General features: G+C 74.5%; 11 protein-coding genes. 7 read left to right on the top strand and 4 right to left on the bottom strand.

Annotated elements, in window-relative coordinates:
* Positions 1 to 81 precede the first annotated feature (81 nt).
* Positions 82 to 735, bottom strand: a complete 654-nt coding sequence (locus ACFZA0_RS13025; protein WP_391014880.1) for a bifunctional DNA primase/polymerase — start codon at positions 733 to 735, stop codon at positions 82 to 84.
* Between the two features lie 502 nt (positions 736 to 1237).
* Here ACFZA0_RS13025 and ACFZA0_RS13020 point away from each other — a divergent pair.
* Together ACFZA0_RS13020 and ACFZA0_RS13015 are read left to right on the top strand one after the other, a co-directional pair.
* On the top strand, positions 1238 to 2626 hold the full coding sequence (locus ACFZA0_RS13020; RefSeq protein ID WP_391014878.1) for a transcriptional regulator: 1389 nt from the start codon (positions 1238 to 1240) through the stop codon (positions 2624 to 2626).
* Between the two features lie 391 nt (positions 2627 to 3017).
* The gene (locus ACFZA0_RS13015) at positions 3018 to 4661 is read left to right on the top strand and encodes a hypothetical protein (protein ID WP_391014876.1); all 1644 of its coding nucleotides are present in this window, start codon (positions 3018 to 3020) and stop codon (positions 4659 to 4661) included.
* An 81-nt stretch (positions 4662 to 4742) separates the two neighbouring features.
* Here ACFZA0_RS13015 and ACFZA0_RS13010 read toward each other — a convergent pair whose 3' ends face one another.
* A complete protein-coding gene (locus ACFZA0_RS13010) occupies positions 4743 to 6047 on the bottom strand; it encodes an ABC transporter substrate-binding protein (protein ID WP_391014874.1) in 1305 nt (434 codons plus the stop codon).
* A gap of 117 nt (positions 6048 to 6164) precedes the next feature.
* Here ACFZA0_RS13010 and ACFZA0_RS13005 point away from each other — a divergent pair, with 117 nt between their 5' ends.
* Positions 6165 to 6665: a hypothetical protein gene (locus tag ACFZA0_RS13005; protein WP_391014872.1), complete on the top strand. Its 501-nt coding sequence runs from the start codon at positions 6165 to 6167 to the stop codon at positions 6663 to 6665.
* Between the two features lie 82 nt (positions 6666 to 6747).
* Positions 6748 to 7632 carry a formyltetrahydrofolate deformylase gene (purU, locus tag ACFZA0_RS13000; RefSeq protein WP_391014870.1) on the top strand — a complete coding sequence of 295 codons (885 nt, stop codon included), beginning with the start codon at positions 6748 to 6750 and terminating at the stop codon, positions 7630 to 7632.
* A 48-nt stretch (positions 7633 to 7680) separates the two neighbouring features.
* Here purU and ACFZA0_RS12995 read toward each other — a convergent pair whose 3' ends face one another.
* Both ACFZA0_RS12995 and ACFZA0_RS12990 read right to left on the bottom strand, forming a co-directional pair.
* Positions 7681 to 9126, bottom strand: coding sequence for a maleylpyruvate isomerase N-terminal domain-containing protein (locus tag ACFZA0_RS12995; protein WP_391015360.1), 1446 nt, complete (start codon positions 9124 to 9126; stop codon positions 7681 to 7683).
* Between the two features lie 227 nt (positions 9127 to 9353).
* Entirely contained in the window at positions 9354 to 9932 is a 579-nt protein-coding gene (locus ACFZA0_RS12990; RefSeq protein WP_391014868.1) for a sigma factor, read from the bottom strand.
* A gap of 409 nt (positions 9933 to 10341) precedes the next feature.
* Between ACFZA0_RS12990 and ACFZA0_RS12985 the strand changes: the two genes are divergently transcribed.
* The 3 genes from ACFZA0_RS12985 to ACFZA0_RS12975 all read left to right on the top strand — a co-directional run bounded on the left by ACFZA0_RS12985 (position 10342) and on the right by ACFZA0_RS12975 (position 12670).
* Positions 10342 to 10716: an anti-sigma factor antagonist gene (locus ACFZA0_RS12985; protein ID WP_391014866.1), complete on the top strand. Its 375-nt coding sequence runs from the start codon at positions 10342 to 10344 to the stop codon at positions 10714 to 10716.
* A 200-nt stretch (positions 10717 to 10916) separates the two neighbouring features.
* Entirely contained in the window at positions 10917 to 11429 is a 513-nt protein-coding gene (locus ACFZA0_RS12980; RefSeq protein ID WP_391014864.1) for an EF-hand domain-containing protein, read from the top strand.
* A 767-nt stretch (positions 11430 to 12196) separates the two neighbouring features.
* Positions 12197 to 12670, top strand: a complete 474-nt coding sequence (locus ACFZA0_RS12975) for an ATP-binding protein (RefSeq protein ID WP_391015357.1) — start codon at positions 12197 to 12199, stop codon at positions 12668 to 12670.
* The last annotated feature ends 99 nt before the right edge of the window (positions 12671 to 12769 follow it).

Raw genomic sequence — 12769 nt, 5'->3', positions numbered from 1 at the left:
CCGGCGGGGCGGGGCCGGACGGCGCGGGCGGTGGGGAGAGACGGGCACGGCGGGTACCGGGGCGGGAGTTGGGGCGGTGGTTCAGCGGTCCCGGCCGCAGGCGTACGACAGGGGCGGGATCAACTCCTCGGCGTCCGGCAGCCAGCGGTTCGCGGCGGTCGGCCGGCAGGCCCACTGCACGGCGCCGCTCGACCCGAACCGGGTGGGCGGCGCGGCCACGTACGCGCCCTCGCCCAGCGCGGCCAGGTCCAGCGCGGAGGGCGTCCAGCCGAGCCGGCGCAGCAGGTCGGGCACCTTCGCGGAGGCGCCGGGCAGCACGAAGAACCGCATGCGCCGGTCCGGCGAGACGGTCACCGGGCCGAGGGTCACCTCCAGCCGCTCCATCCGCGCCAGCGCCAGGAACCCGGCGGACTCGGGGACGTCGATGGCGTCGAACGTGCGCCCCGTCGGGAGCAGGATCGAGGCGTTCGGCTGCTTCTGCCACAGGCCGCGCGCGACGGTGGCGCTGCCCGTCGCCTGCGTCGTCCAGTCGGGGCGCGCCGGGTGGGCGCCGGGCGCGGGGCAGCGGACGTCGTCGCAGGAGCAGCGCTGCACCCCGTCGACGACTTCCAGCCAGGTGCCCGGGACCACGTCCCAGTGGCGCTCCTCGGTGTAGCGAACGGCGGTCTCCAGCGGTGATTCCCCGCGCTGCTTCGGAATCTGAGCGGTGTCGGTGCCCGCGGTCGTCTCTTCCACGTCCAGCTCAACTCCCCGGTCCACCTCGGGTTACGGCCGGGCCATGTGCTCCCGGCGGCACCTGTTCCGCGGCGCCGCACGCGCGCCCCCGACGGCCGCGCGCGGGGGAGGAGCACCGGACCCCCGCGCGGGGCGCACGGATGCACGTGCGGGGGCGCGTGGGAGGAACGCCGCCACGAGCCGGGTAGGGAGGCTGAAAGCGAACCGCGGCGGCCCGGACCGGACCGGCGCGGGACGGAACGGGGAGCGCCGGGGGAGGGCCGGCGGGGACCGGGACCGGGGGAGCAGCGGGCCGGGGAACCGGGCGAGGGGTGCGCGATGCCCGTCCGCCCGGCACGGCAAACCTCACATGTCCCGCATTGTCGGTATGCCCGTTGGGCATTGATCTTCAGGGTTGGATCTCCTCCGCGCGCGGGCGGCGCCCGGGGCGCTCCGGCCGTGGAAGGGAAGTCCACGTCAACGCGGTGCGCGGTCGGGCACCGCCGCCACAGGGGGTTGTGTCATGGCCGCAAGGCCTCTCGTCGCGCGACAGCCGAACGAACGGCTGCAGGCACTCATCCAGGAGGCCGGCTGTTCCAACGCCGGGCTCGCCCGCCGCGTCAACATGTGCGGCACGGAGCACGGGCTCGACCTGCGGTACGACAAGACGTCCGTGGCACGCTGGCTGCGGGGACAGCAGCCGCGGGGGCGGGCGCCGGCCATCATCGCCGAGGCGCTCGGCCGCAAGCTCGGCCGGACGGTCACCATCGACGAGATCGGCATGGCCAACGGCAAGAACCTGGCGTCCGGCGTGGGCCTCCAGTTCTCCCCGACGGTCCTCGGCGCGATCGAGCAGGTCTGCGAGCTGTGGCGCAGCGACGTGGGCCGCCGGGACTTCCTGTCCGGCTCCTCCGTCGCCTCGTCCGCGCTCGTCGAGCCCAGCCGCGACTGGCTGATCTCCGCGCCCGACTCCCAGGTGGCCCGCTCGGCGGGACCGCGCGTCGGCCGCTCCGACGTGGCCGCGGTGCGCGCGATGACGCAGGCCCTCGTCGACCTGGACCACCAGTACGGCAGCGGGCACGTGCGCCCGGTCGTCGTGCACTACCTCAACAGCGTGGTCTCCGGCCTCCTCGCCGGGTCCTACCGCGAGACGGTCGGCCGTGAACTCTTCGCCGCCGTGGCCCGGTTGACGGAACTGGCCGGCTACATGGCGGTCGACACCGGCCAACCCGGGCTCGCCCAGCGCTACTACATCCAGGCGCTGCGCCTCGCGCAGGCGGCGGGCGACCGCGGCTACGGCGGCTACGTGCTCGCCGCGTCCATGAGCCATCTCGCCGCGCAGCTCGGAAACCCGCGCGAGATCGCCCAGTTGGCGCGCGCGGCACAGGAGGGGGCGCGCGGCTGCGTGACGCCGCGGGCGGAGGCGATGTTCCACGCGGCGGAGGCGCGCGGGCACGCCCTGCTGGGCGACGCGCGGGCGGCGGAGGACGCGGCCGGGCGGGCGGAGACCGCGCTGGAGGGCGCCGACGCGGCCTCGGGCGACGACCCGGTGTGGATCCGCCACTTCGACGAGGCCTATCTGGCCGACGAGTTGGCGCACTGCCACCGCGACCTGGGCCAGGCCGACGCGGCGGCCCGTGCCGCCGAGCGGTCCCTCGCCGGGCACCCGGAGTCCCGTACCCGCAGGCGCGCCATCGGCTACGTCCTGCTGGCGAGCGCACAGGTCCAGCAGCGCGAGGTGGAACAGGCCGTGGCCACCGGCACCAAGGCGGTGGAACTCCTCGCGACCCTGCGCTCCAACCGCGGCGCCGAGTACCTGGAGGACTTCCAGGCCCGCCTGGAGCCGTACCGGGACGAGCCGGTGGTCCGGGAGTTCGGGGCGCGGCTCGACGTGCGGGCCGCAGCGGCCTGACGCGGCGTCCGTGACCGGACGCCGCCGAACCGCCCAGTGGTGCGGTCGAGTTGACGGCCATCGGGGGGCGCACGGTCCGTGCGCCTCCCCTCGGACCGCGCACCGCGTGCGTGCCCGCTCCGCGCGCGGTGCGCCTCTTCCCGCCCGCGCCCGCCCGGCCGGGCGCCACGCGCGCCGCGAACGGTCCCGGTGCCGCCGTGTGAACGTACGGGAAGCGGCAGTTGACGCCCAGAAGGCATCACCGGTCACAGCGTCAACACAGGCCCCCGCACAGTTGTGTTATTGACGTCACAGCGGTGGCCGTGGAGCCAGGTGCTGCGTGGCACCGGGTTCGGGGGACCCGGTAGCGTGAGCCGACGATCCCGCAGGTCCCCCATTAGTAGGAGTCCCGGTGACGCAGAGTGGACAGGGCGATGAGCCCTCGGCGCGGCCCGCGCGCGAAGGCATCGTGCTGCCCTCCGACGGCGGCGAGCCGCTGCTGCCGGGCAGGACGGGCGCGAGCGCCTCGGAGCGGGAGGCCGGCCGGCACGCCCCGGCCGTGAACCCGCCGGGCGGCCAGGCCTGGGGCGACGGCGGCTGGGACCAGGACGCCCGGGGCATACCGGCCGACGGCCAGGTCTGGCCCGAGGCACCCGCCCAGGCGTGGCACGACCCCGAGCCGTCGCAGCCCTCCCACGCCGGAGGCTGGAACGGCGCCGCGCACTCCTCGGGAGGCGCGCACCCCTCGGGCGGCGCGGGCCCGCTGCCCCCCGAGAACGCGCCCGCCCCCGGCGGCTCGTACGACGGGTACCAGCAGCAGTACGACGCCTACGGCAACCAGGGCGCGCACGGCGGCTACGGCGGCTACGACCCGCAGCAGTCCCCGCCCGCGCACGGCGGTGCCGACGAGGGCGCCACCCAGTACCTCCCGCCGGTCCCGGCCGGCCCCGACGAGGCGGCGACCCAGTACATACCCCCCGTGGGATCGGGCGCGCTGCCGCCCGAGCTGTCCCACGAGTCGACGCAGTACCTCGGCCGGGCGCCGCAGGGCCAGGCCGGACAGCAGTACGGCGGCGCGCCCGGACAGGCGGCGGATCCGGACGCCGAGGCCACCCGGTTCATGGCCCCCGTCGAGGCGCACGACCCCCACGCGTACGGCGGTCAGCAGGGCAACGCCCCGCAGGGCGGCCACGGTCTCGGACCGCAGGGCGGACCCGAGGACCGCACCCCGCCCGCCGAGTTCGACAACCTCTTCCGCACCGACTCCGGTGCCGAACCCCAGGGCTCCACCCAGCAGTTCCCCCGCTACCAGCAGAACCCGGCGGCCGGTGCCCCGTACGCGGGCGGTCCCGGCGGTCCCGGCGGTCCGCAGGACGGCAACGGCGGCGACCAGTGGGGCACCCCCGGCCCCGGGCAGGCACCGCGCCGCCGGTCCGGTTCGCGCGTCCCCCTGATCGCCGCGATCGGCATCGGCATCGTCGTCCTCGGTGTCGGCGCGGGCGCCCTGCTCAGCGGGGGCGGCGGCGACGACAAGGCCGCCGGTCCGACGGCGTCGGCGACCGCGCCCGCGTCGGACGGTTCGGCCTCCGCGTCGACCGACCAGGCCAAGGCGCAGGCGGTGGCCCTCGACAAGCTGCTCTCCGAGAGCGGCGACAGCCGTGCCTCCGTCATCAAGGCCGTGTCGAACGTGAAGGCGTGCAGCAGTCTCGGGGACGCGGCGAGCGACCTGCGGGACGCCTCGCAGCAGCGCAAGGACCTGGTGACCAAGCTGGCCCAGCTCTCCGTGGACCGGCTGCCCCAGCACGCCGCGCTCACCACCGCCCTCAACAACGCCTGGCAGGCGTCCGCCTCCGCCGACAGCCACTACGCGGCGTGGGCCGACCAGACCGCCGGGAAGAACGGCTGCAAGAAGGGCCAGGCGCGCAACACCGGCCAGTCCCAGGCGGGCGCCGTGGCCAGTGGCACCGCCAGCAGCCAGAAGGCCAGGGCGGCCGAGCTGTGGAACGCCATCGCGAAGACGTACGGGCTCACCGAGCGCCAGCCGACCCAGCTCTGAGCGCCGCGCGCACGGGGAGGGGCCGCCGGTCGTCCGGCGGCCCCTCCCCGTGTCCGTACGGTCCGTGGTCCCGGGGGCGGCTCAGGACAGGTCGGCACTCTCCAGGGTCCCGGTCATGTCGACGAAGCCCTTGCCCGCCGCGACCAGCCTGCCGCCGCGCACCACCTGGAGCGTCACGTCGGGGTTGGCCAGGCGCGGGAAGCCGACCGACGAAAGGGTCTCCGCGAAGCGCCACTTCAGCGTCGGCGTCAGACCGCCGGTCCCGACGGACAGGCCGTCGTCCAGGGTCTGGTGCACGCTGTCCGCGGTCACCGGCCCGTCGCCGATCTTCGTCAGCACCGCCGACAGCACGGTGTAGGCGATCCACGTGGTCTGCACGCCGGAGTCGGCCGGGTCGAGGGTGTTGTCGCCGAACGCCTCCTTGTTGATCACCTTCTTCATGGTGTCCCAGCGCGGGTCGCTCGCCACCGGGTACCAGCCCGCCACGTAGGCGCCCTCGTACGGGCCCGAGCCGCCGCCGGACGCGTCGATCACCGTCTGGTCGATGCTGCCGAGCGGGGTGGCGGTGCGGACCTTCGCGTAACCGTCGCGCACCCGGCGGAAGGAGTCCATGAAGGTGCTGGTGCGGTCGCCGAGGGCGGGCACCACGCAGCCCTCCGCCGAGCCGCTCGTCGCCTCCTTGAGCGCCGTGCCGGACTGCCCGGAGTACTCCGTGGCGTCCTCGGCGGCCCGCTGGTCGACGGCCGCGGCGTGGCCCCCCGCCTTCAGCCCGGCGTTCAGCAGGTCGGGCAGTTCGTCGCCCGCGATGGTGTCGGGACGTATCAGCGCGACCGTGCCGCAGCCCGGCGCCAGTGCCTTGCCGAGCCCGGCGAGGAGGGTGGGCTGCCCGCCGTTCACCGGGTAGGAGAGCGGGCTGGTGAACTCGGAGGAGGTGACGCCGTAGCCGCCTATGTAGGGGATGCCGGCGCCTTCGAGGGGCGCGAGGAAGGAGTCCCCGTACTGGCTGTACGAGCCGACGACCGCGACGGCGCCCTCGTCGACCGCGCGCCGGGCACACTTCGCGGCCCCCACGCTGTCGTTGCGCTCGTTGCAGGTGAGGACGTGCAGCCGGTGCCCGCCGATGCCGCCGCGGTCGTTGACCCAGCGCGCGTAGGCGCGCGCCATGGCGGGCATGCCCGGCTTGTTGGTGGCGTCGGTGCTCTGCGGGGCCCAGGTCATCACGGTGACCGCGGAGTCGTCCGCGGCGGCGCTCGAACCGGGGATCACGCCGCAGCCCGCCGCGAGCGAGGCGCACAGCAGTGCCGCCCCCGAGGACAGGGCACCGCGGGTGACGCGCCGGGAGCGGGAGGGGAGGAAGGTGCTGCGGATGCGTCGCCTGCCGGTCATGGACACGCACCATTCCGGTACTGGGCCAACCTTCGAGTGACCCATGGTCGATGTGTGGTGACGCTAGGGTGAACAACAGGGGTGGATGAGGCCGGTGGGGCGCGGAACGTACGATCGATGACCGTGCAAGGTTCGGAGAACTCTTCCCGTCGCGGCCGTCGCTCCTCCACCATGGGCGTCATGCCACTGAACGACATGCCCTGGTGGCGCTGGCGCAGCAACGTGCGTTCCGCGCTGCACATGCTTTCCGACCCGGTCTTCCAGCAGAACGTCTGGCTGGCGGGCGTCGACGGCTACGGGGACGTCACCGACGCCGTGTACCGCCTGGTCGAGGACACCTGGCTCGACAACTGGTCCGCCGAGAAGTACGTGGGCACGATCTTCCGCGACTCGCAGGAGGCGGCCCTCGTCGACGGCGCCGTGCTGCGGGTCCTGCGGATCATGCACCAGGTCGGCCCGGACGCCCCCGTGACCGCGTACGTCGACCACGAGGGGTGGCCCGACGCGGTGCGGGCGGCCCGGGACGCGCACGTGCGGATGGCGACGAGCGACGGGGAGGACCCGGACGTGCCGCCGCGGACCCTCGAAGTCCTCCACATCGTGACCCGCTCGGCCTGACCCGGCGCGGCCGCCGGGCGGGCGGTGTTCTGCCTGGTGGACGCCCGCCCGCCGGGCGCCCCGGTGTGCGAACCTGTCCTGCATGAGTGAGCAGCCCGCCGGCACCAGCACGGCCCTCGTCGACAGTTACGTCCTCACGCTGTCCTGCCCGGACAAGCAGGGGATCGTCCACGCCGTGTCGAGCTACCTCTTCATGACCGGCTGCAACATCGAGGACAGCCAGCAGTTCGGCGACCGTGACACCGGCCTCTTCTTCATGCGCGTGCACTTCGCGGCGGAGGAGCCGGTGACGGTCGACAAGCTGCGGGCGAGCTTCGCGGCGATCGGCGACGCCTTCCACATGGACTGGCAGATCCACCGCGCCGAGGAGCGGATGCGCGTCGTCCTCATGGTCAGCAAGTTCGGGCACTGCCTCAACGACCTGCTGTTCCGCGCCCGGACCGGCGCGCTGCCGGTGGAGATCGCGGCGGTGGTCTCCAACCACACCGACTTCGCCGAACTCGTCGGCACGTACGGCATCCCCTTCCACCACGTGCCCGTCACCAGGGACACCAAGGCGGAGGCGGAGGCGCGGGTGCTGGAGATCGTGCGGGAGAGCGACGTCGAACTCGTCGTCCTCGCCCGCTACATGCAGGTCCTCTCGGACGACCTGTGCAAGGAACTGAGCGGCCGGATCATCAACATCCACCACTCCTTCCTGCCGAGCTTCAAGGGAGCCAAGCCCTACCACCAGGCGCACGCGCGCGGTGTGAAGCTGATCGGCGCGACCGCGCACTACGTGACGGCCGACCTCGACGAGGGGCCGATCATCGAGCAGGAGGTCGAGCGCGTCGGCCACGACGTGACGCCCGACCAACTCGTCGCCGTGGGACGGGACGTGGAGTGCCGGGCGCTGGCCCGCGCGGTGAAGTGGCACGCGGAGCGCCGCATCCTGCTCAACGGCCGCCGCACGGTCGTCTTCCCCTGAACCGGCCCTCTTTGGGCGGGAGTTGGGGCGGGGAAGGCGGCCCGTCCGTCACATCCGGCTCAACGAGGCCGCCGCGCACAGGACGTCGGTGATCGCGTCGCGGTCGCCCGCCTGCCCCGCGGCGGCCTCCGCCGGGGACACCCGGCCCGCCGCCAGGCGGCAGAACTCGACCCCGTCCAGGGCGACATGGGCCACCTCGTGGGCCGCCGAGCCGACCGCGCCGGGGGAGTCCAGCGGGATCAGCCACTCGCCGCCGCCCAGCCCCTCGATCTCCAGCCGCAGGCTGCGCCCCGGACCGCCGGCGGGCACCAGGTGCCGGCGCGGGCCCGGCAGGGCGAGGCCCGCCCGGCGCCGCTCGGCGAGCGCGGTCGGCAGCAGCCGGGCCGCGAGGTCGATCATGCTGTGCAGATGCCGCGGCGACGGCGGGTCGTACGGGTAGTCCACGGCTCGGGCTATGTCCGCCGCGTGCAGCCAGCACTCGAAGGCGCGGTCCACCATGGCGTCGTGCAGGGGCAGTTCGAAGTCGCCGTAGGAGACGCCGAGCTTCCCGGCGCCGCTGCCCGTGAACGCCACGGTCCGTACGATGCTGTGGCTCTGCTCCCGCCACGGGCCGCGCACCGACCGGGTGGGCGGGAAGTGCGAGGCGTCCCAGTACGCCTCCGTACGCGGGCCGGGGCCCGCGCCGCGCACGGCCGTGCCGCCCAGCGGGTCGTCCAGGCCCAGCGCGACGGCGACCAGACCGTCCACCGACACCAGGTGCGCGATGACGCCGGCGACGGTGGTGCGGCGGGTCGCGGTGCCCTCGCCGTCGAACCAGCGCAGCCGCACCGGTGCGTGCCACTCGCTCTCCCCGATGTCCTGCAACAGGGCGTCGAGGCGGGCGGTTTCGGCGTCGTACGCGTCGGCCCACTCCGGTACCGGGATGCGCGGCGGACGCCGCTCCAGGCAGCCGTGCAGCACACGGGCGCGCAGCGCCGGGTCCAGGTCCAGGGTCTCCGGCGGCCGGAGCAGCCCGACGGCGGAACGCAGCCGCTCCGACTCCTCGGAGCACAGCGCGCACGAGCCCAGGTGGGTCTCGACCGCCGCCGCCTCCTCGGGCGAACAGGCGGCCAGCGCCCACGCGCCGAGCAGCGAGGTCAACACGTCGTGCGGGAGGTCGAGTTGGACCGGCGGCGTGGCCGGGACAGGCGCCGCGGCCCGCGCCGCGGGGTCCGCCGCGCCGTCCTCGTCCGCCGTGCCCCCGGCCGCGTCGTCCCCCGTGCCGGGAGCCGGTACGGCCGGCAGGTCGCCCGGGTCGGGCAGCGGGAGCCCGCTGTCCTCCACCGAGACGCGGGGGGTGGGGATGCGGGGCGGCGTCGGTCCGGAACCCCGGCCGCCGTCACCGTCGTCCGGCCGGCCGGGACCGCCCGGTCCGCCGGAGCCGCCGGGACCGTTCGGGGTGCCGGGGCCGTCCGGTCCGCCGGGGCCGTCCCGGCCCTCGGACCGTCCGGGCACCGGGTCGCCGCCGGGACGGCCGGGATCGCCGCGCCGGGGGCCGCTCGCGCCGCGCCCGCCGTCGTCGCCCCCGTTGTGCGCCACCACCTCGTTCGTCCCGAACCCGCCGGGCCCGCCGCGCGCGTCGCGGCCCTCGTGCCTCCCGTGCGGGTCGTGCTGTCCGCCACTGCCGTACCGCGGCCGGAGCGGTCCGTACTCGTCGTCCGCCGCGTACCGGTTCGCCCCGCTCACACCGCACCTCCGTGCCCGGGAGGCGCCCCGGGCGCCGCCACGTCGTGCGCGGTGGCCAGGAGCTGGAGCCCGAGCCGCAGCCTGCGGCGGGCCTCCTCCTCGGTGACGCCGAGGTCGGCCGCCGTGCTCCGGTAGTCGCGGCGCTGGAAGTAGGCCCGTTCCAGCGCGCTGCGCAGCGGCACGGGCATGGAGTGGGCGATGTAGTCGGCGCGGGCGGCGACCGAGGCGCGCCGCACCCGGCGCTCCAGTTCCCCGGCGGACAGCTCGCCCCGCGCCAGCTCCGCGGTCCCGGAGTCGCGCAGCCGCTGCACGGCGAACCGGTGCGTGAGGTCGGCGATCCACGGGCGCAGCGGCCCGCGCCGGGGGTCGTAGGTGTCGGGGTGCTCCCACACGTGGGCGAAGACGGCGCGCGTGACGCCGTCCGCGGCGCGGTCGTCGCCGAGCACGCGGTGCGCGAGGGCGTGCACGAGCGAGGCGAACCGGTCGTACAGCTCGCCGAGGGCGGCGGCCTCCCCGCGCGCGAGCCGCTGCTTCATCTTGCGGTCCCAGCGGGGCGGTGCGTCCTTCTGTGCCATGCGGTCCCCTTGCCCGGTACGTGCCCGTGCCGTGTCGCCCACCCTGCCGCTCGTCCGGCGACGTACGGTCCCGTACCCAGCGTTCGGCGTGTGTCCCACGACTCCCCGAATGTAGTCGGCACGTCCGGTGGCGCACGCCCCTTTGCCGCAATGCACGCCCCCGCGACGGGTCAGGTGGTAGGGGACACTTATGGACGTTTCACCCCACCGTACCGCCGCCCTCGGGCTGTTGATCAGACTCGATCGAGGAGGACCGGGACTGTCTGAAACACTGGCTGTTTCGATCGGCAGCCGTTTGTTGCGCGGCGTTTCAGGGAATGGCGGCTGGGCAGCCGCGCGGAAAGAAGCGTAGGAGCTACCTCCGTTTTCGGGTGGTTCCGGGAGGTTCCGGCGAGCGGAGGTCGTACAGGTGGGGTTCAAGGTGACCGACGGCGAGCAGGGCGACTGGGCCGTGCTCCAGGTGTCGGGCGAGCTGGATCTGATCACGTCACCGGTGCTGCGGCAGCGGGTGCACGACGTGGTCGCGGAGGGCGGGCACTACCTCGTCCTCGACCTTTCCGACGTCTTCTTCTGCGACTCCAGCGGGGTCGGCGTCCTCATAGCGGCACGACGGCTGATCCGTTCCTGTCAGGGCAGCCTGCGGCTGATCCTTCCGGCGCAGGGAGCCGTCGACGGCTCGCACGTGAACCGGGTGCTCGGCGCCCTGGGCGTGCGGCGCCTCTTCGAGGTGTATCCCGACGTGCCGACCGCCGTCGACGAGGAGTCGCCCCCGCTCTCGGCGTGACGTATGTCGCACAGAAGCGGTACTTCTTCGCGAATGTGACAAACGAGACGGCGGTGCCCCGACGGGAGCGCCCTCCGCGCCCGCGCCCTGCCGTTCGCCCGCCGCATTCCCCTTTTCCTTCCGTGGTCCCCAGTTCCCGGTTCCCGGGTTTCCAGGTTCCCGGGGTTCCCCGATTCCCGACACGAGGCGGCTCGGCAGGCATGGTCAGCAGTGAGTACGAACGCAGGATCGCGGCACGTTTCGCCCTCTTCGACCAGGACGGCAACGGCCGCATCGACCGCGAGGACTTCTCGGCCGCGGCCAAGGCCCTGCTGGCGGAGTTCGCCACACCGGCCCGTTCCGGCCGGGGCCAGGCCCTGTACGCGGGCGCCGAGGCGTTCTGGCAGGGCATGGCCGGCATCGCCGACCGCGACGGCGACCAGCGCATCACCCGCGAGGAGTTCGTCGGCGGCGCGGTCAAGCGGCTGCGCGACAACCCCGAACGCTTCGCCGAGATAGCCAGGCCCTTCCTGCACGCGGCCGTCGCCGTCGTCGACCCCGACGGGACCGGCTCGGCGTCGGCCGACGACGCCGTGCGCCTGCTGCACGCCCTCGGGGTGCCCGACGAGGTGGCGCGCACCGTCGTCGCGGGGCTCGACACCGACGCGGACGGCCGGGTCGGCGAGGCCGAGATCGTGCCGGCCTTCGCCCGCTACTTCACCGTTCCCGAGTGAACTGCCCCGGGACCGCCCCCGGGTGACGTCCGCCGCGTCCCGGCGGCGCCCGGCCGTGCCCGCGGGCACCCCCGGCGCGCGGTCAACCTGCGCACCGGCGCGGCCGATCCGGTCGGGTGCATTCCCGGACCGTCCGCACCACCGCCCCGCGCGCCCTCGCGGCCCCGGCGGAACGCGGCACGGGCGGGCACTCCGGGGGCGGCGCCGGACGCGCCGCGACGGACGACCCGCAGACGGGAGCGCCGCGACGTCCGGGGCGGCCTCGCCGTGCTCCGTCGCGGGCGCCCGGGGGGACATCGATGTCACGCATCGTGGCCCGGGAGCGTCACAGAGAGTTCACAGCTTCTTGTGTCGGCATCGAGACTCGTCACGGCCCGGAGTCGGTGTCCGGCTCGGGTACCTTGTGTGAGATGCGAGTGGGTACGAGCACGAGCCGACCCGGTGTTGCCCCAGCGGCGGCTCCGGATCCGGCGGCGCGCCCCGCTGTTCGCAAGGCGGGAGGCCTTGCGCCGTCCGCCTGTTCGACCCCCCGCGGCAAGCGACGCACAGTATGCCGCACGCCTGCCGCCTCGCGCTGGAATATGCCCGAAGCGCTTGTTGGGGTGACGGAACGTCAACCATGCTGTTTCGCGGGGGATTCACGTTCCGTGACCCTCGCCCTGGTCATTGCCCTGACCAAGCAGCAGATGGCTACGATCGTGGCCCTTGTGAGGCGCGAGGCTATGTGTCCGCCGGTTCGGATGGTGTGAGCGGTGCAGGTGCTTCAAGTGCAGCTGGAGATCCGGCCCGACCCCGCTGAGGTGGGGCGAGCGCGCAGGTGGGCCCGTTCGCGGCTCGCCGGTTCGGGAATAGAGGCCGACGAGCCCCTCGCCGAGACACTGATCCTGCTCGTCTCCGAGTTGGTCACCAACGCCGTTGTGCACACGGGCAGTCCGGCCGTGCTGCGCCTGTCCCTGCCCGGGGCGGAGGCCGAGGAGTCCACCGTCCGGCTGGAGGTGGCCGACGGCAGCTCCCGCGCCCCGGTGCCCCGTTGCGCGGAGGGCGACGACACCAACGGCCGCGGCCTCGCGCTCGTCGACGGTCTCGCCGACCGCTGGGGCTGGACCGCCGAGGGCACCGGCAAGCGCATCTGGTGCGAACTCGACCGCTGCGCCCGCCCCGCGCAGCCCGGTGCGTGCGCCGGCACCGCGGCCCCGGTCTACGAGGGATACGAGGGGTACGCGGCCTACGAGGCGGTGTAGCGGCGGGAGTTGCCCGATCGCGGTCCGGCTCCCGTGGTCCGGCTCCCGTGTTCCGCGGTGCGGTGCGCCGGGTGTGCCTCCTCGCGCTCCCTGTGCAAA

The organism is Streptomyces sp. NPDC008150 (genome assembly GCF_042956945.1).
Lineage (GTDB): Bacteria > Actinomycetota > Actinomycetes > Streptomycetales > Streptomycetaceae > Streptomyces.
This window is presented reverse-complemented; position numbering and strand designations above follow the sequence as displayed.